The sequence below is a fragment of the Streptomyces sp. NPDC093591 genome, from assembly GCF_044764885.1.
Lineage (GTDB): Bacteria > Actinomycetota > Actinomycetes > Streptomycetales > Streptomycetaceae > Streptomyces.
In genome coordinates, this window is the sequence record NZ_JBIWIY010000015.1 from 86,100 (window position 1) to 102,264 (window position 16,165).

Here is a 16,165-nt window from a genome sequence, read left to right on the forward strand (position 1 = left end):
CTTCGCCGTACGGACAGACAGAGAGACGTGGATACGAATCTGCGGAGACGCATCCGCGCGGGGGACCACAACGCTTTCGGTGAGCTCTTCGACGCGTACGCACGCTCCGTCTACAACCATGCCTACCGGCTCACGGGCGAGTGGTCGACGGCCGAGGACGTCGTCTCGCTGACCTTCCTGGAGGCGTGGCGGCTGCGCGAGAGGCTCGACGAGGAGGGCGGCTCGCCGCGCCCCTGGCTGCTCGGCATCGCCACCAACGTCACCCGCAACACCCGCCGCGCCACCCGAAGACACGCCGCCGCCCTGGCCCGGCTGCCGCGCGAGGAGACGGTGCGCGACTTCGCCGACGAGGTCGCCGAGCGCCTCGACGACTCGGCGCAACTGGCCGTCGTACGCACCGCCCTGGGCAGGCTGCGGCGGGCCGAGCGTGAGGTGCTGGCGCTGTGCGTGTGGTCCGGGCTGGACTACCAGGCGGCGGCGACGGCGCTGGGGGTGCCGGTGGGGACCGTACGGTCGCGGCTGTCGCGGGCGCGGACAAAACTCGCGAAACATATGGAACTCCCCCAACGTCGCGGACAGATGAGAGGAGACCGCACCACCGCGGTCGGGCCCCTGAGGGAGGGAAACCGATGAACCAGCTCCCGGAGCTTCCGGACAGAGACCTTCCGCCGGGCCGTCACCGACTCCTCAAGGAGCATCTGATGACCGAGATCCGGCAGGAACCGTCCGAGGTACCCGTGCGCCGGCGCTTTGTGCGCACCGCCCTCGTGGTGGGCGCCGTGGCGGCCGTCACCGCGGTGGCCCTCACGTTCACCGTCCCGTCCGGGCAGGCGGAGCGGGCCGCGACACCGGACAGGCCGACGGCGACGAAGGAGGCCGTGAAGCCCGGCGCCGGGAACGAGGCCGCCCAGCTGCTGGAGGGCATCGCGCTCGCCGCCGAGCACGCGGAAGCGCCGGCCGGCATCCGGGACGACCAGTTCGTGTACATCAAGAGCAAGGTCGCCTGGACCACGCAGACCAACGACGAGCCCGCGAAGCTCCAGGCGATCCACGAGCGCGAGGTGTGGAAGTCTGTGGACGGCAGCCGCAAGGGCCTGCTGGACGAGCCCTACCAGGGCTTCGACAACGAGCCCCTGGACGCCGAGACCCCCGGCATCGCGTCCAACACCAACTACCGCCACCTCCAGACCCTGCCGACCGACCCCGACAAGATGTACAAGTGGCTGAACAGCGTCAGTGAGGGCAGCAACAGCAAGGACGAGGCCAACTTCGTCCTCGTCGGCGATCTCGCCCGCGAATCCCTGATGCCGCCCGCGCAGGCCGCGGCCCTGTACCGTGCGGCCGCCAAGATCTCCGGGGTCTTCGTGATCGACGACACCGTGGACGCGGCCGGCCGGCACGGCGTGGCGGTCGCCAGGGTGGACCGCGGGCAGCGCTTCGAGCTGATCTTCGACAGGAAGACCAAGGAATTCCTCGGCGAGCGGACCGTGGCCGTCGAGGATCTCCCGTTCGGTTTCAAGAAGGGCGAGGTCACCGCCCGCACCGCCATCCTGGACCGTACGGTCGTCGACAAGGCAGGTCAGCGGCCGTAAGGGTCGCGCATCGTGCCCGGCGGAGTCAGGCTGGTGTCATGACCGGTTCCATCGAACAGGGCACCAGCCAGACCCACGGGAACACGCACATCCTGCACTTCCTGGTACGGCTGCCCGGGCCCATGGAGACGGTCTGGTCGGCGTTCAGCACCCCGGACGGCCTCGCGGCCTGGTTCACCTCCGCCGACGTCCTGGAGCCCCACCTCGGCGGCGCGGTCACCCTGCGTGACCTGGGCAGCGGGCGGGTCACCGCCTGGGACGTGGACCGGGTCGCCGAGTACACGGTCGAGGGCGGCGGCCGGATCCGCTTCCACCTGGAACGGGACGGTGACGCGGGCGCCGCCCTGCGCTTCACCCATGAGTTCCAGGGGGAGACGGAGTCGGAGCAGCGTTGGCGGGCCCGGTTCGAGAGGCTGATCGACGTACTCGAATCGAGCCCCTGACCGGCTGCGACGCCGACGGCAGGCACGACGTCGACAGGATGATGTCCCGCAGCCGCTCCACATACAGCCGCATGTTCTTGTACGCGATGTCGGTGTCCGGGTAGCGGCACGTGAACCACAGGCCCTCGTGCAGCCGGTTGAACCACACGTACACCTTGTCGCCGTACGCCACCCTGCCCAGCCCGTACGCCTTCAGATCGGTCCACCGCGAGGAGCCGGCGACGCCCCGGGCATCGAGGAACGAGACGACCGAGTACAGGTCGGGCGATGTCGGGCGGAAGTCCGAGCCGAGCAGGTCCAGGACCCGGGCGAGCGGGATGCGGGCCAGCGGCCGGTTGGTCCGCAACCCGGCGCGCACCGCTTTCAGAGCGCTGTCGAAGTCGGGCGTCGCCGCCACGGGAATCTCGATCGGCGCGGCGCCGACGAACCAGCCCACGGAGCCCGACCACTCGGCCTTGTCCCGGGTGTGGAACGGCACGACCGTGCGGTAGACGGGCTCGCCGCCGAGGTCGTGCACGACGAGGCCGGTCGCGGCCAGAACGCCGACCAGGCTTCCGCCGTAGGGACGGCAGTACGCCTCGAACGCCGCGGCGGCGTCGGCGTCCACGATCATCTCGCGCATCAGCTTCTGCGGGTGCAGGCCGGTGGGGTCGATGCCGAGCTCGACGGGGAAGTTCGGCAGCTGTCCGTCGCAGCGGTGGATGAACTCCCGCCAGCGGGCGACGATCGCGTGGTCGTCGGCGATCCGGTCGGCCTTCTCCCTCTCGATCCCGCAGAAGTCGACGTAACTGCCGACCGGCGGCTCCTGCACGGAGCGGCCCTCGACGGCCGCCGCGTAGAGGTCGTGGATCTCGGCGGGGATGCGCATGATCGAGTAGCCGTCGACGTTGCTGTGGTCGAACGCCATGTACACGCTGGTGCAGTCGTCCCGGACGACCGCCGCGTAGACGAAGTTCGGCCAGCGCAGCGCGTACGCCGCCGCGTCGAAGCGGTCCTGGAGGTGCTGGACCAGTTCCGTCGCGTCGGGGAAGTCGCCGACCACTTCGCGCCGGAGCGACACGTTCTCGGCGTCGACGGTGAACCGGTGCATCTCGCCGTCGGTCCAGCGAAAGCCGCTGCGCAGCGTCTCGTGCCTGAGCGTCCAGCTGTGCAGCGCGTCCTGCAGTGCGTCGAGATCGACCTGTCCCGGGATGTCGAACGCCGTACCGAGCCAGGTCGGCAGGAACAGGCCGTCCGCACGCACGGAGTGGACCGTCCTGAGGTGCGCCTCCTGGACGTACGCCGGCGGCCGGGAGTCCTCCGGCAGGCCTGTCGCCGTCGCCACCGTCGCCGGACTGAGCGTCCATTCGACGAGCCGTCCGGGCCGGACCTCGCAGCGCTGGATGTCAGTCATTCGCACAGGCGGCTCCATTCGAGGCAGGACACACACCCAAACGGGTGGTATCCCGCCCAACGAGGCAACCCTTACTCAGAAACGGTTCGCGGTGGTCAGCCGACCGTGCCCAGCCGACGGTGCTCAGTTGACGTCAATCAGTCGACATTGCGCAGCCGACGCCGATCAGGCGACGCTGATCGAGTCCAGCTTCTCCCGCAGATACACATGCGAGTCGACCGGTTCGTACGCCACCCGCCCCACCGGAGCCGGCACGGACTCCACGAGGGTGCCCGGGGTGCACTCCCCGAAGTAGACGAGGGACATCAGCTCCTCGCCCGGCGCGTCCGCGGGCGGCGGCAGCACCCGGTGCCGCCCCGAACGCCACCGGTCGCCGGTCCAACGGGCCATCAGGTCACCGATGTTGATGGTGAACGCCTCCGGGTCGTACGGCGCGTCCTCCCATCCGCCCTCGTCCGTGTAGACCTGCAGCCCGCCCTTGCCCGCCTGCCGGTCGAGGATCGTCACCGTCCCGAAGTCGGTGTGCGGCCCGATCCGGAACTGGCCCGGCACCGGCTCCCCGATGACCTCCGTCCCCGGATACCAGTTGATGTTGAAGCCGTACGTCGGATGGTCCATGTGCCGTGAGAAGAAGTCGGGTTCGAGGCCGAGGGCCTCGCCGAGCAGGGAGAGGAGCTGCCTCTCCAGCTCGCCCATGCGCCGCAGGTACTCCTCGCACAGCGACCTGAGTTCGGGCACCTGTGCCGGCCACACGTTGGGCGCGTACCACTCGGCGTTGACGACGGGGTCCTCGAAGGGCTCGTGGGTCGCGAAGGTCAGCGACTCCTTGAGATCCGGCGGGGTCTCGGTGCCCTCCGCGTACCCGTTGGCCTCCGCGCCCGGCCCGAGCCAGCCGCGCCCGCCGACCTTCGCCTCGTAGGGCTGCTTCACCTCGGCGGGGAGCACGAAGAAGGTACGGGCCGCCGCCCGGATCCGCGCGCGCAGCGCCGGGTCGACGCCGTGGCCGGTGACCAGGAGGAAACCGGCGCTCTGGAGGGCCTCGTCGACGGTACGGGCGATCGTCCCGCGCGTCTCGGGATCACCTTCGCGCCAGGGTTCCAGGTCGATCGTGGGGATGCGGGGCATGCGTGCCCGGGGCATGCCGGTCGTGCGGGGCTCACTCACCGATGTCCTCGTTCCACAGTGCGGGATGGTCCTTGATGAAGTCGCGCATGATCCCGACGCACTCGGGATCGTCGAGGAGCACGATCTCGACCCCGTGCTCGGCCAGCCAGTCGTGCCCGCCGTGAAAGGTGACCGCCTCCCCGATCACCACCCGGGAGATCCCGAACTGCCGGACCAGGCCGGAGCAGTACCAGCACGGCGAGAGCGTGGTCACCATGGTCGTTCCGCGGTACGACCGCTGCCGGCCCGCCGCGCGGAAGGCCGCCGTCTCCGCGTGCATGGACGGGTCGCCGTCCTGGACCCGCCGATTGTGCCCGCGCCCGAGCGGCGTCCCGTCGGCCCCGTACAGCGCGGCGCCGATCGGGATGCCGCCCTCGCCGAGCCCGGCGCGGGCCTCGGCGACGGCGGTGGCGAGCCAGGTACGGGCGGTCGCCTGGTCCAAGAGCTCCATGTCCCTCACTCTCCTGTGGACGACACGCGAGGGCAACGTGCGGAACCCACCCACACCTCGCGCCCGACGAGCCTCAGCGGCGGAGCGTCACCCGGCTCTCCCCGTTGAAGGGGGCGAAGCACGTCACCGTGTCCGGCGTGCGCAGGGTGTCGTCCTCGGCGAAGAGCCGCCGTACCCCCTCGAAGGGCACGTCGTCGCAGGCGACGCGGGAGGCACGGTCGTACCGCCCACGAGCCGTGTCCGGCAGGGGCTGGCCCGGGGCGCCCTCCTCCTCGCCCCACACGTCCCACAGCAGCGTCTCCACCTTGTTGAGCGCCGCGAGGTCGAGCCGCACGTTGCCCGCGACGAACCGCTCCCCCCAGAACGGCCCCTCCTGCGGCGGATGCAGCCCGAACGTCCTGTGGTCGGCCCCCTCCTCGCGGATGGCCCGCCACGCCCTGCCCGCGACCAGGAAACGGTCGCGCGGCACGTCCATCGGGTCGAAGTCCACATCCCAGTCGCCCGTGATCGCCGGGTCGGCGAGCTGGGCGTCGGCGAGGAGCCACGCTCCCCGCTCGTCGTCCCAGTACTCGGTGACGACGTGGTCGAAGTGGAAGCCGTCGGAGCCGCTCTGGTCGAAGTAGTCGGCGAAGCCGGACCGGATGCGGGCCGGGACGCCCATGTGGCGGAGGAAGGAGCAGTGCAGCAACGCGAAGTCCCGGCAGACGCCGACGAACCGGTCGCCGACCTCGCGCCGCCGGTCGAGCTGGGCGTCGTCGCGGGCGATGACGATCCGCAGGATGTCGTCGACGTAGCGGGTCTCGGCGTCGTCGTGGAGCCGGTCGGTCGCGATGGTGTGGCCGAAGAGCTCGCCTTCTACGCGATGGATCAGCAAGTCACGTACGACACGGGCGAGTCGGACCGGGTCGGACGGCAGGTCGGCGTACCGGGGCGCGAGGTCCCCGGGATCGGAGAACGGGCTCTGCGCGGTGTAGAAGGCGGCGGCCTCCGGCGCGAGGGCGTGGCTCGGGACCGGGGGTGGGGTCGTGGACACGGCTGTACTCCCGAGATGCATCGACCACGTGTTCGATTACGGGCCGGTGCATCTCACCGTGTCAAAATTCGCGCCGAACTGTCCAGAGCCGCTTGGGGATCGAGGTGCCCTACTGGCCACCGAGCAGCCCGAGGACCCTGTTGACCGCCTCCAGGACCGGCTGGCCCACCGCGCCCACCGTCGCGGCGATGCCGGCGATGGCCATCAGGGCGCGGTGCCGCTCCTGCGGTGCCGCCTCGGTGTCGGCGCTGATGACGGGTAGGGAGTCGTCGATGGTTTGGGCGCTCGCGGCCGGGACCCTGGTGCGCAGTTCCTCGACCAGCCGCAGCAGTTCCTGGACCGCCGCCAGCATCTCGGCGGACGCCGCCGACGCGTCGCCGGAGACCACCTGCTTCTTGTCGATGCCGATGTTGTTCCGGCCGCCGTGCATGGTCACGCTGTCGCCGAAGTAGTAGTTGTCGCCGCTCACGCGTGCGCCACCCCCACGTTGCCCGTGCCGCCGTACATGTTGACGTTGTCTCCGAAGTAGTAGTTACGGGGATTGACCATGAGCCGGTCGACCCTGACCTGGAACTCCACCTCGGGGTTCTCGATCGCGCCCACGATCGAGCCGACGAGCTGGTCCAGTTGGCGCGGGTCGGCGCTCGTGACCATGGCGATGGACGGGCCGGCGGTCTCGACGGCCAGCACGTACTGCGAGGGCGCCGACAGGACGCCCACCAGCTCCACGAGGCTGAAGACCAGCGCGGCCAGCGCGCCCAGCCAGACGAACGTGAGGATCGTGCCGCCCGCGCCCTCGCTCGCGATGCTCGTGAGGCCGCCGAGGATCGTCAGGGCGAACGCCACCGACAGGATGATCCCCAGGCGCTTCAGGAAGAGCAGTGTGGCTTCCTTGCGCCTGGGCGTGAGCGTGTACGTGTACACCCGCGTGACGTTCTCCAGCGGATACGCGGCCCCGTCGACCCACAGCAGCCGCTTGCCGACCCGCAGGTCGACCGCGGTCACCGTCCGCGGCGGGACGGCGGGTGGCGGCGGTATGTCGTGGTGTCCGGGTGGTTCGGTTCTCTCCATGGGTCCCCCTGAGGTCTCACTGTCCGATGGTCATTAATTACTCAAGGTGGTCCCGGGTGCAAGCGAGTATCCCTGGTCAACTGTGAGGCTGTTGTGGAGAGTTGAGGACTGAACCCCCGGGCCTCCACCGACGTCACAGTGCTGACGGAAACGGGCGGAGGGGGACGATGAAGGAATCAAGGTACGCCGTGCTCGTGCCGCTGGCCGTCGTCGTGGCGGTCGGCGCGCTTCAGGGCTGCGGGGGCACCGAGAGCGCGGGATCCGGCCGCCGGGCCGAGCCCAGGAACGAGACCTCGACCGGCAGGACGTCCACGTGTACCGGTACCCGGCCCGTCGGCAGCCTCCCCGGGAGGCCGGACTCCACCCCGCTGGACCGGGTGCTCGACCATGTACGGGAGAAGATCCAGCCGCGTCACTCCGACGTCTTCACCGGCTTCTCGGTCGACGCGGACAGCAACGCCGCGAACGTGTACCGCATGCCCTCCCGGGCCCTCGACGACGACATCTGCGGTGCCGCCGAGGAGGGGGTGACCGTGCGGCTGCACGACACCGGCATCAACCGGCGGGACCTGAACGCCCTGTCCGCCCGGATCAGCGCCGACATGCACCGCTGGGACGGCACCTTCCAACTGCGCGAGGTCGGCGCCGACTCGGCAGGTTACGTGTACGTGGGCGTCGACGACCCCGCGAAGGCCGAGGCCGCCCTGGAGAAGGCCTTCGGCGCGGACAGCATGAAGCACGTCAAGATCGAGCACGTGGAGCAGGCGCACACGCTGCCCGGGTGAGGTGCGCGGGCGTCGAGCGCGAGGAACCGCCGACCCCCCGTCAGGGCTCGTCGCGCTTCGGCCCGTCGTCCTTCTTCCCGTCCCGCTTGTCGTCGTCCTCATCCAGGGACTTCAGGAACTCGGGGTTGTCGTCCGGGGCCACCCACTGCTGCCGCCGGCGCTGGTCCCGTACGCCGGACCAGCCCTCGGCGGCCGGGCTGCGCTTCTTGCCCGCGATCAGCCAGGAGATCGAGCCGACGAGCGGGAACAGCAGGACGAGGATCGCCCACAGCGGCTTGGGCATGTGGCGGATGTCGTCCTCCTTCGTGCTGATGCAGTCGATGAACGCGTACACGCTCAGCGCCAGTGGCACGAGGAACATCAGCACCCGGAGCATGGGTCCTCTCCAGCGAAACGGTCGTCGGGACCGGGGGCACCGCCCCCGGGTTCAGGGCCAGGGTAGCCGCTCGGGGATACTTGACCCCATGGCTTACGACGATCTTCGTTCCCTGCTCAGGGCACTGGAACGCGAAGGCGACCTCAAGCGCGTCAAGGCTGAGGTCGATCCGTATCTGGAGGTCGGGGAGATCGTCGACCGGGTCCAGAAGTCCGGCGGTCCCGCGCTGCTCTTCGAGAACGTGAAGGGCTCGTCGATGCCCCTCGCGATGAACGTCTTCGGGACCGACCGCCGACTGCTGAAGGCCCTCGGCCTGAAGTCGTACGGCGACATCTCCGAGAAGATCGGCGGACTGCTCAAGCCCGAGCTGCCGCACGGGTTCGTCGGCGTCCGCGAGGCCTTCGGGAAGCTCGGCGCCATGGCGCACGTCCCGCCGAAGAAGGTCAAGTCGGACAACGCGCCGGTGCAGGAGGTCGTGCTGCACGGCGACGAGGTGGACCTGGAGCGTCTGCCGGCCCTGTTCACCTGGCCCAAGGACGGCGGCTCCTTCTTCAACCTGGGGCTCACCCACACCAAGGACCCGGAGTCCGGCGTACGGAACCTGGGCCTGTACCGCCTCCAGCGCCACGACAAGCGCACCATCGGCATGCACTGGCAGATCCACAAGGACAGCCGGAACCACTACCAGGTCGCGGCGAGGAGGGGGGAGCGGCTGCCGGTCGCCATCGCCTTCGGATGCCCGCCCGCCGTGACGTACGCCTCCACCGCGCCGCTCCCCGGTGACATCGACGAGTACCTGTTCGCGGGGTTCGTCGCGGGCAAGCGGATCGAGATGGTGGACTGCAAGACGGTGCCGTTGCAGGTGCCGGCGCAGGCGGAGGTCGTGCTGGAGGGCTGGCTGGAGCCCGGCGAGATGCTGCCCGAGGGCCCGTTCGGCGACCACACCGGCTTCTACACGCCGCAGGAGCCCTTCCCCGCCCTGAAGATCGACTGCGTGACGATGCGGCGGCGGCCGCTGCTCCAGTCGATCGTCGTGGGCCGGCCCCCGACGGAGGACGGCCCCCTGGGCCGGGCGACGGAACGCTTCTTCCTGCCCCTGCTGAAGATCATCGTCCCGGACATCGTGGACTACCACCTCCCCGAGGCAGGCGGCTTCCACAACTGCGCGATCGTCTCGATCGACAAGAAGTACCCCAAGCACGCGCAGAAGACGATGCACGCGATCTGGGGCGCCCACATGATGTCCCTGACCAAGCTGATCGTGGTCGTCGACTCCGACTGCGACGTGCACGACCTGCACGAGGTCGCCTGGCGGGCCCTCGGCAACACCGACTACGCCCGTGACCTCACCGTCGTCGAAGGCCCCGTCGACCACCTCGACCACGCCTCCTACCAGCAGTTCTGGGGCGGCAAGGCGGGAATCGACGCGACGAAGAAGTGGCCCGAGGAGGGCTACACGCGCGACGGCGGGTGGCCCGACATGGTGGAGTCCGACCCGGAGACGGCGGCGAAGGTCGACCGCCGGTGGAAGGAGTACGGGCTGTGAGCAGCGCCTCCGCAGCGATTCCGCAGCCAGGACGCACGAAGGCGTTCCTCCGCCTCGTCATGATCGAGCACTCGGTGTTCGCGCTGCCCTTCGCGTACATCGCCGCGCTCACCGCGATGTTCCAGCTGGACAAGAACATCCACTGGGGCCGGCTGCTCCTGGTGACGATCTGCATGGTCGGCCTGCGCACCTTCGCGATGGCCGTGAACCGGATCATCGACCGCGAGATCGACGCGCGGAACCCGCGCACCGCCCACCGCGAGCTGGTGACCGGCGCGATGTCGGTGCGGCACGCCTGGACGGGCGCCCTCATCGCCCTGGTGATCTTCCTGGGCTCGGCGGCCCTGCTGAACCCCCTGTGCCTGGCGCTGGCCCCCATCGCGGTGATCCCGATGGTGGTCTACCCCTATGGCAAACGGTTCACGAACTTCCCCCAGGCCATCCTGGGTCTCGCCCAGGCGATGGGCCCGGTCGGCGGCTGGCTGGCCGTCACCGGCTCCTGGTCCTGGGACGCGGTGATCCTCGGCCTGGCGGTGGGCATCTGGATCGGCGGCTTCGACCTGATCTACGCCTGCCAGGACGTCGACACCGACCGCGAGACCGGCGTCATGTCGGTCCCGGCCCGCTTCGGCATCCCGGCGGCGATCTGGGGCGCGCGGGTCTGCCATGCGCTCACGACGGCCCTGCTCGTCTGGTACGCCCTCGCCACGGACGCGGGCGCCTTCTTCTGGCTGGGCCTGCTGATCGTGGCCGGCGCGTTCGTGTACGAGCACTCGATCGTGCGGCCGCATGATCTGTCCCGCGTGAACCGGGCGTTCTTCAGCGTCAATGGGTTCATCGGGATCGCCCTGTTCGTGTGTGCGCTGTTTGATCTCTTGGTTCGAGGTCTGACGGTCTGAATACGGTGCGGGCCATGAAACGCCTGCACACGCAGCTCGCCCGGTTCGAGGACGCGTTCCCCGGCTTCCGTACCGAGATCGTCGAGGGTGCCGTGGTCGCGAGCCCCGTCACACCGCATCACGGGAGCACGATCCAACGGGTGTGGAGCGTCCTCGAACCGCAGCTCGGCCAGGGGTGGGGTGTGACGAGCGATGTCGTCTTCCCCTTCGACGAGGAGAACGAGTTCTGCCCGGACTTGGCCGTCATTCCGGCGCCGGAGGTGGCCAGGAACGAGATCGCGTACTCACCTGACCTCATCGAGTTGGTCATCGAGGTCGTCTCTCGGGGCAGCATCCGCCGCGACCACGAGATCAAGCCTCGCTGGTACGCCTCACGAGGCATCGCCAACTACCTCGTCCTCGACCCCCTCAAGGGCCATGCCGTGACGGTGTGGAACCCCGGCCCCGACGGCTACCGAGGCCGCGACACCCTCCCCTACGGCCCCGACCTCACCGTCGACTCCCCGCTCGGCAAGCTGACCGTCCCCACCGCCGGTCTCCCCGGCGACCCTAAAGCGCGCCCCCGGCCCTGAGCGCCGGCCCGGCTGCCCGGCGCCGCAGCACGAACGCCGCCGCCACCCCCGCCACCAGCCCCACCAGATGCCCCTGCCAGCTGACGCCGGACTGCGTCGGGGCGAGGCCCGCCAGGATGGAGCCGCCCCAGACCGCGGCCACCAGCAGGCCGACCAGGACGCCGAGCGGGCGGCGCTCCACGAGGCCGGTGACGAGCAGGAAGCCGAAGAGGCCGAAGATCAGGCCGGAGGCGCCCGCGGTGTTGGTGCCGGACGGGGATATCAGCCACACACCGAGACCGTCGGCGACGACGATCAGGGCGCAGACGGCGGCGAACCGGCGTAGGCCGCCGAGGGCGGCGAGGAACCCGAGGACCAGCAGCGGCACGCTGTTCGCGGCGACGTGGGCGAAGCCGAAGTGGATGAAGGAGGCCGGGACGACGTCCACCAGCTCGGACGGGGTGCGCGGGACGATGCCGAAGCCGTCCAGGGCGTGCCCGCTGAGCACGTCGGCCACTTCCAGCAGCCACAGCAGCGCGACCCAGCCCAGCATCAGCTTGGCCGCGGTCCTGGCGCGATCACCCCGCGACCACGCGCGCTCCGCACCCCACGTACCTGCCGCACCCGACGTACCCGCCATGGCAACCCCACCGCCCAACTCGTCCCCCCATGGAACGCCTGGCCCCCCTTGGTCGGTTCCCACCCCGCGACGCCGGATAGGCTCGGTGTCGTGAACCCAGTCAAGCCAGGAGAGACGGCGCGAACGCCTTGGATCGTAGGGGTGTCCGGCGCTTCCGGCACCCCATACGCCGCCGCGGTGCTGCGCGCGCTCCTCGCCGCGGGGGAGAGCGTCGACCTGGTCGTCAGCCGGGCGTCGCGGCTCACGCTGCTCGACGAGACGGGCATCTCGTTCCGGGACGCCCACTGGGAGGCCGACCTGCGGGAATGGCTGTCCCGCGGGGCCGACGGCAAGCCCGGGACCTTTCAGGTCGACATCGCCGGCGTACGGCACTGGAGCGCGGGGGACCTCGCGGCCGGGCCGTCGTCCGGGTCGTACCCCGTCAAGGGCATGCTGATCGTGCCCGCATCGACGGCCTGCGTCGCGGGAGTCGCACTCGGGCTGTCCAAGGACCTCCTCCAGCGGGCGGCGAGCGTCACGCTCAAGGAACGCCGCAAGCTGGTCGTGGCCGTACGCGAAACCCCGTTGAACGGCCAGACCCTCCGGCATCTCGTCGCGCTGGACGACGCCGGCGCGAGCGTCGTACCGGCGTCTCCGGGCTTCTACGCGGGCGCGACCCACATCCAGGACCTCGTGGACTTCGTCGCCGGACGCGTGCTGGACGCGGCGGGCGTCGAGCACGGCCTGTACCGCCGGTGGACCGGCGAGCTGGGGAACGGCACCTAGAGCAAGTCGCGCAAGTGGCAGTACCTCTCATCACTTCTGGAACTCTTCAGCGGAAGGCTTCGAATCGCATGGACGCGGTGGACAGGCAGCTCATCCAGGCCCTGAGGGAGAACGGCCGGGCCTCCTACGCGGAGCTGGGACGCCTCGTCGGCCTGTCGGGACCCAGCGTCACCGACCGCATCAACCGGCTGGAGGCGGCCGGCGTCATCACCGGCTACCGCGCCACCGTCGACTCCGCGTCGCTCGGCCTCGGCGTCACCGCCCTGATCGGCATCTCGCTCTCCGACGCCACCGACCACGAGGACGTGGCCGACCGTCTGCGGGACCTGGGTGAGATCGAGGACTGCTGGTTCATCGCGGGCGACGACTCGTACATGCTCAAGGTGCGCGCGGCCGACGTGGACGGGCTGGAGAAGATCATCCGGCGGCTCAGCGGCACCGAGGGCGTGTCCCGGACCCGGACGACGATCGTGCTCTCCACGAAGTGGGAGAACCGCGTGGGTGAGCTGCCCGAAGAGGCGTAGGCCCCGCGGGCGGTATGGGGCACCTCCCGCCCGAAGGGTGCGGGAGTACGGTTTACGAAGTCTGTCTGAGAGAGGTGTACGCATGGACGTCGGGCTCAAGCGCGAGCTGGAGGAGAAGGTCCGCTCCGGCGAGCGGCTGTCCCGCGAGGACGGCATCGCGCTGTACGAGTCGGACGACCTGGCGTGGCTCGGCGGCCTCGCGCACGAGGTGCGCACGCGCAAGAACGGCGACGTCGTCCACTTCAACGTCAACCGTCACCTCAACATGACCAACGTCTGTACGGCGTCCTGCGCGTACTGCTCCTTCCAGCGCAAGCCGGGCGAGAAGGACGCGTACACGATGCGCATCGAGGAGGCCGTGAAGCTGGCCAAGTCGATGGAGGCGGAGAACCTCACGGAACTCCACATCGTCAACGGGCTGCACCCGAACCTCCCGTGGCGCTACTACCCGCGCTCCCTGCGCGAGCTGAAGGCCGCCCTCCCGAACGTCTCCCTGAAGGCCTTCACGGCCACGGAGATCCACCACTTCGAGACGATCAGCGGTCTGTCGGCCTCCGAGATCCTCGACGAGCTCATCGACGCGGGCCTGGAGTCCCTCACCGGCGGCGGCGCGGAGATCTTCGACTGGGAGGTCCGCCAGCACATCGTGGACCACCGCACCCACTGGGAGGACTGGTCCCGCATCCACCGCCTGGCGCACGAGAAGGGTCTGAAGACCCCGTGCACCATGCTGTACGGCCACATCGAGGAGCCCCGCCACCGCGTCGACCACGTCCTGCGCCTGCGCGAGCTCCAGGACGAGACGAACGGCTTCCAGGTCTTCATCCCGCTGCGCTACCAGCACGACTTCGTCGACATGAAGGACGGCAAGGTACGCAACCGCCTCCAGGCCAGGACCCAGATGGCGACCGGCGCCGAGGCCCTGAAGACCTTCGCGGTGTCGCGGCTGCTCTTCGACAACGTCCCGCACGTCAAGGTCTTCTGGGTCATGCACGGCGTCCAGACCGCGCAGCTCGCCCTCCAGCACGGCGCCGACGACATGGACGGCTCGGTCGTCGAGTACAAGATCACGCACGACGCCGACAACTACGGCACCCCGAACAAGCTGACCCGCGAGGACCTGCTGGACCTGATCCGGGACGCGGGGTTCCGGCCGGTGGAGCGGAACACGCGGTACGAGGTCATTCGGGAGTACGAGGGTCCGGATCCGGCTCGGCGGGAGTCGCCGCAGCCGATGCGGGTGTGATTCCGGGAGGCGGGGCCGTGGTACTCGTCCGCCATGGTGAGCACGAAGGCACCCGAGGACGCCTACACCGCGGAACCTTTCGTCCCTGACCGTGGCGGTCTGGCCGCCCTTCGCCGTGCGGCCGCCGACTGCCGTGGCTGCCCCCTGCACCGCGCCGCCACGCAGACCGTGTTCGGCGCCGGGACGGCACACGCGCGCGTGATGCTCGTCGGCGAACAACCCGGCGACCAGGAGGACCGCCAGGGCAAGCCGTTCGTCGGCCCCGCCGGCCGTCTCCTGGACCGCGCGCTGGAAGAGGCCGGCATCGACCCTGCCGAGGCTTACGTCACCAACGCCGTCAAGCACTTCAAGTTCACTCAGGCCGAACCCCGCAAGCGCCGTATCCACAAGGCGCCGACGCTGCGCGAGATGACCGCGTGCGGGCCTTGGCTGGCGGCCGAGCTGGCCGTCGTGGAGCCCGAGCTGATCGTGCTCCTGGGCGCGAGCGCGGGCAAGGCGCTGCTCGGGTCGTCGTTCCGGGTCGGGGAGGCGCGTGGGGCGCTGCTGGAGCGGGAGATTCACGGGCGGCAGGAGAAGCTGGTGGCGACGGTGCATCCGTCGTCGGTGCTGCGGGCCCAGGACGACGCGGACCGCAAGGCGGCGTACGAGGGGCTGGTCTCGGATCTGCAGGTGGCGGCACGAGCGCTGTCGTAATGGTTACGATGGCGCGGTGTCCCTTACCTTCACTCTCGATCCCGCCGTCACCCCCGACCTGCGCGACGGCATCCTCGACCTGTGGACCGACGTCTCCAACGCGGGCGGAGCGGTCGGCTTCGTGCCGCCTGTGACGCGGGAGACGATCCGGCCGGAGGTGGTGCGGTACCTCGTCCAGATGGCGGAGGGGCGCACCCGGCTGCTGGTCGGGCACGACGACGCGGGCGAGGTGGCCGCGACGGCCTTCCTCACCTTCAACACACACCGGCTGATGACGCACTGGGCATGGCTGTACACGGTGATGGTGCACCCCCGGCACCAGGGCAAGGGCTACGGCCGCGACCTGCTGGCAGCCGCCGAGCGGGCCGCCCGCGGCATCGACGGCATCGAGGCGATACGGCTCACCTGCCGCGGCGGCCTCGGCCTGGAACGCTTCTACGGCTCCTGCGGCTACAAGGAGGTCGGCCGGGTGCCGGGCGCCATCCGCGTCGAGCCGGGCGACGACCGCGACGACGTGATCATGCTGCTGCCGCTCACCTGACCCGCTTCCGGCCCCTGTTGCCCCCTGACCCCCCTGCAAGATCGGCGGTCCAGCGTGCTTCACTGGACAGCGGCCCTGTTTGGAACCGGAAGAGTGGATTGAGATGCTCCGCTACACACTGATGCGCCTCGGAATCTTCGTGGGCTGCCTCGTGGTCGTCTGGGGTCTCGTCTACTCCGGCCTCGCCCCGCGCGGCCTCGGCGACTCCAACGGCATGTGGATCATCCTGCTCGCCCTGGTGATCTCGGCCCCCATCAGCTTCGTCGTCCTGCGCAAGGAGCGGGACCGCGCCTCCGTGCGGATCGTCCAGAAGGTCGACCGTGTGAAGGCCAACCTGGAGGCCAACCGCAGCCAGGAGGACGACGCGGTCGACGAGGCGGCTCGGGCTCAGGGTCAGGCCTCTTCCCAGGCCTCCTAGGACCGCCCCGCCGTTCCCGCCGTACGTCCTTGCC

The 16,165-nt window shown here is 69.9% G+C and carries 21 protein-coding genes; 13 read left to right on the forward strand and 8 right to left on the reverse strand.

Annotated features, from left to right (window positions below):
• Positions 1–27: 27 nt before the first annotated feature.
• The 3 genes from ACIREI_RS29375 to ACIREI_RS29385 all read left to right on the forward strand — a co-directional run bounded on the left by ACIREI_RS29375 (position 28) and on the right by ACIREI_RS29385 (position 2,035).
• Entirely contained in the window at positions 28–633 is a 606-nt protein-coding gene (locus ACIREI_RS29375; protein WP_403338976.1) for an RNA polymerase sigma factor, read from the forward strand.
• Positions 634–701: 68 nt separating this feature from the next.
• Positions 702–1,592, forward strand: coding sequence for a CU044_5270 family protein (locus ACIREI_RS29380; RefSeq protein ID WP_403338978.1), 891 nt, complete (start codon positions 702–704; stop codon positions 1,590–1,592).
• A gap of 38 nt (positions 1,593–1,630) precedes the next feature.
• A complete protein-coding gene (locus ACIREI_RS29385; RefSeq protein ID WP_403338981.1) occupies positions 1,631–2,035 on the forward strand; it encodes an SRPBCC domain-containing protein in 405 nt (134 codons plus the stop codon).
• On the opposite strand, the gene ACIREI_RS29390 is transcribed toward ACIREI_RS29385, so the two are convergent.
• From ACIREI_RS29390 to ACIREI_RS29415, 6 genes are all read right to left on the reverse strand, one after another.
• On the reverse strand, positions 1,944–3,434 hold the full coding sequence (locus ACIREI_RS29390) for a condensation domain-containing protein (protein WP_403338983.1): 1,491 nt from the start codon (positions 3,432–3,434) through the stop codon (positions 1,944–1,946). The genes ACIREI_RS29385 and ACIREI_RS29390 overlap by 92 nt on opposite strands.
• Before the next feature lie 159 nt (positions 3,435–3,593).
• On the reverse strand, positions 3,594–4,568 hold the full coding sequence (locus ACIREI_RS29395) for an isopenicillin N synthase family dioxygenase (protein ID WP_403339426.1): 975 nt from the start codon (positions 4,566–4,568) through the stop codon (positions 3,594–3,596).
• A gap of 16 nt (positions 4,569–4,584) precedes the next feature.
• Positions 4,585–5,043 carry a nucleoside deaminase gene (locus ACIREI_RS29400; protein WP_301997874.1) on the reverse strand — a complete coding sequence of 153 codons (459 nt, stop codon included), beginning with the start codon at positions 5,041–5,043 and terminating at the stop codon, positions 4,585–4,587.
• Positions 5,044–5,116: 73 nt separating this feature from the next.
• A complete protein-coding gene (locus tag ACIREI_RS29405) occupies positions 5,117–6,076 on the reverse strand; it encodes a transglutaminase family protein (protein ID WP_403338986.1) in 960 nt (319 codons plus the stop codon).
• Positions 6,077–6,185: 109 nt separating this feature from the next.
• Positions 6,186–6,545 carry a hypothetical protein gene (locus tag ACIREI_RS29410; RefSeq protein ID WP_403338989.1) on the reverse strand — a complete coding sequence of 120 codons (360 nt, stop codon included), beginning with the start codon at positions 6,543–6,545 and terminating at the stop codon, positions 6,186–6,188.
• Entirely contained in the window at positions 6,542–7,147 is a 606-nt protein-coding gene (locus tag ACIREI_RS29415; RefSeq protein ID WP_403338992.1) for a DUF6232 family protein, read from the reverse strand. The genes ACIREI_RS29410 and ACIREI_RS29415 overlap by 4 nt, the downstream gene beginning before the upstream one ends.
• A 167-nt stretch (positions 7,148–7,314) precedes the next feature.
• On the opposite strand from ACIREI_RS29415, the gene ACIREI_RS29420 reads away from it, so the two are divergent.
• Entirely contained in the window at positions 7,315–7,932 is a 618-nt protein-coding gene (locus ACIREI_RS29420) for a hypothetical protein (protein ID WP_403338994.1), read from the forward strand.
• 40 nt (positions 7,933–7,972) lie between these two features.
• Here ACIREI_RS29420 and ACIREI_RS29425 read toward each other — a convergent pair whose 3' ends face one another.
• Positions 7,973–8,308: a PLD nuclease N-terminal domain-containing protein gene (locus tag ACIREI_RS29425; RefSeq protein WP_403338997.1), complete on the reverse strand. Its 336-nt coding sequence runs from the start codon at positions 8,306–8,308 to the stop codon at positions 7,973–7,975.
• 88 nt (positions 8,309–8,396) lie between these two features.
• On the opposite strand from ACIREI_RS29425, the gene ACIREI_RS29430 reads away from it, so the two are divergent.
• The 3 genes from ACIREI_RS29430 to ACIREI_RS29440 are packed head-to-tail and all read left to right on the forward strand — an operon-like array spanning position 8,397 to position 11,325.
• Positions 8,397–9,854 carry a menaquinone biosynthesis decarboxylase gene (locus tag ACIREI_RS29430; RefSeq protein ID WP_403339000.1) on the forward strand — a complete coding sequence of 486 codons (1,458 nt, stop codon included), beginning with the start codon at positions 8,397–8,399 and terminating at the stop codon, positions 9,852–9,854.
• Entirely contained in the window at positions 9,851–10,753 is a 903-nt protein-coding gene (mqnP, locus tag ACIREI_RS29435) for a menaquinone biosynthesis prenyltransferase MqnP (protein ID WP_403339003.1), read from the forward strand. Before ACIREI_RS29430 ends, mqnP begins: the two co-directional genes overlap by 4 nt.
• Before the next feature lie 14 nt (positions 10,754–10,767).
• The gene (locus ACIREI_RS29440; RefSeq protein ID WP_403339006.1) at positions 10,768–11,325 is read left to right on the forward strand and encodes a Uma2 family endonuclease; all 558 of its coding nucleotides are present in this window, start codon (positions 10,768–10,770) and stop codon (positions 11,323–11,325) included.
• Here the strand turns inward: ACIREI_RS29440 and ACIREI_RS29445 are convergent.
• Positions 11,303–11,944 (reverse strand): rhomboid family intramembrane serine protease, encoded by a 642-nt coding sequence (locus ACIREI_RS29445; RefSeq protein WP_403339009.1) that lies wholly within the window; start codon positions 11,942–11,944, stop codon positions 11,303–11,305. The two genes, ACIREI_RS29440 and ACIREI_RS29445, sit on opposite strands and share 23 nt — an antisense overlap.
• 90 nt (positions 11,945–12,034) lie before the next feature.
• On the opposite strand from ACIREI_RS29445, the gene ACIREI_RS29450 reads away from it, so the two are divergent.
• The 6 genes from ACIREI_RS29450 to ACIREI_RS29475 all read left to right on the forward strand — a co-directional run bounded on the left by ACIREI_RS29450 (position 12,035) and on the right by ACIREI_RS29475 (position 16,131).
• Positions 12,035–12,709 carry a UbiX family flavin prenyltransferase gene (locus tag ACIREI_RS29450; RefSeq protein ID WP_403339012.1) on the forward strand — a complete coding sequence of 225 codons (675 nt, stop codon included), beginning with the start codon at positions 12,035–12,037 and terminating at the stop codon, positions 12,707–12,709.
• A gap of 68 nt (positions 12,710–12,777) precedes the next feature.
• Positions 12,778–13,233 carry an Lrp/AsnC family transcriptional regulator gene (locus tag ACIREI_RS29455; protein WP_403339015.1) on the forward strand — a complete coding sequence of 152 codons (456 nt, stop codon included), beginning with the start codon at positions 12,778–12,780 and terminating at the stop codon, positions 13,231–13,233.
• 82 nt (positions 13,234–13,315) lie between these two features.
• The gene (gene mqnE / locus ACIREI_RS29460; RefSeq protein WP_403339018.1) at positions 13,316–14,479 is read left to right on the forward strand and encodes an aminofutalosine synthase MqnE; all 1,164 of its coding nucleotides are present in this window, start codon (positions 13,316–13,318) and stop codon (positions 14,477–14,479) included.
• Between the two features lie 33 nt (positions 14,480–14,512).
• Entirely contained in the window at positions 14,513–15,172 is a 660-nt protein-coding gene (locus ACIREI_RS29465; protein WP_403339021.1) for a UdgX family uracil-DNA binding protein, read from the forward strand.
• A 16-nt stretch (positions 15,173–15,188) separates the two neighbouring features.
• Entirely contained in the window at positions 15,189–15,713 is a 525-nt protein-coding gene (locus ACIREI_RS29470; RefSeq protein WP_403339024.1) for a GNAT family N-acetyltransferase, read from the forward strand.
• 103 nt (positions 15,714–15,816) lie between these two features.
• A complete protein-coding gene (locus ACIREI_RS29475; RefSeq protein ID WP_403339027.1) occupies positions 15,817–16,131 on the forward strand; it encodes a DUF4229 domain-containing protein in 315 nt (104 codons plus the stop codon).
• Positions 16,132–16,165 lie beyond the last annotated feature (34 nt).

Bases quoted from the DNA above. Each gene is read 5' to 3' on its own strand.
- ACIREI_RS29380 (WP_403338978.1), top strand. From the start codon at position 702: ATGACCGAGATCCGGCAGGAACCGTCCGAGGTACCCGTGCGCCGGCGC.
- ACIREI_RS29475 (WP_403339027.1), top strand. From the start codon at position 15,817: ATGCTCCGCTACACACTGATGCGCCTCGGAATCTTCGTGGGCTGCCTC.
- ACIREI_RS29465 (WP_403339021.1), top strand. From the start codon at position 14,513: ATGGTGAGCACGAAGGCACCCGAGGACGCCTACACCGCGGAACCTTTC.
- ACIREI_RS29415 (WP_403338992.1), bottom strand. From the start codon at position 7,147: ATGGAGAGAACCGAACCACCCGGACACCACGACATACCGCCGCCACCC.
- ACIREI_RS29420 (WP_403338994.1), top strand. From the start codon at position 7,315: ATGAAGGAATCAAGGTACGCCGTGCTCGTGCCGCTGGCCGTCGTCGTG.
- ACIREI_RS29385 (WP_403338981.1), top strand. From the start codon at position 1,631: ATGACCGGTTCCATCGAACAGGGCACCAGCCAGACCCACGGGAACACG.
- ACIREI_RS29455 (WP_403339015.1), top strand. From the start codon at position 12,778: ATGGACGCGGTGGACAGGCAGCTCATCCAGGCCCTGAGGGAGAACGGC.
- mqnE (WP_403339018.1), top strand. From the start codon at position 13,316: ATGGACGTCGGGCTCAAGCGCGAGCTGGAGGAGAAGGTCCGCTCCGGC.
- ACIREI_RS29395 (WP_403339426.1), bottom strand. From the start codon at position 4,568: ATGCCCCGGGCACGCATGCCCCGCATCCCCACGATCGACCTGGAACCC.
- ACIREI_RS29400 (WP_301997874.1), bottom strand. From the start codon at position 5,043: ATGGAGCTCTTGGACCAGGCGACCGCCCGTACCTGGCTCGCCACCGCC.
- ACIREI_RS29430 (WP_403339000.1), top strand. From the start codon at position 8,397: ATGGCTTACGACGATCTTCGTTCCCTGCTCAGGGCACTGGAACGCGAA.
- ACIREI_RS29445 (WP_403339009.1), bottom strand. From the start codon at position 11,944: ATGGCGGGTACGTCGGGTGCGGCAGGTACGTGGGGTGCGGAGCGCGCG.
- ACIREI_RS29425 (WP_403338997.1), bottom strand. From the start codon at position 8,308: ATGCTCCGGGTGCTGATGTTCCTCGTGCCACTGGCGCTGAGCGTGTAC.
- ACIREI_RS29440 (WP_403339006.1), top strand. From the start codon at position 10,768: ATGAAACGCCTGCACACGCAGCTCGCCCGGTTCGAGGACGCGTTCCCC.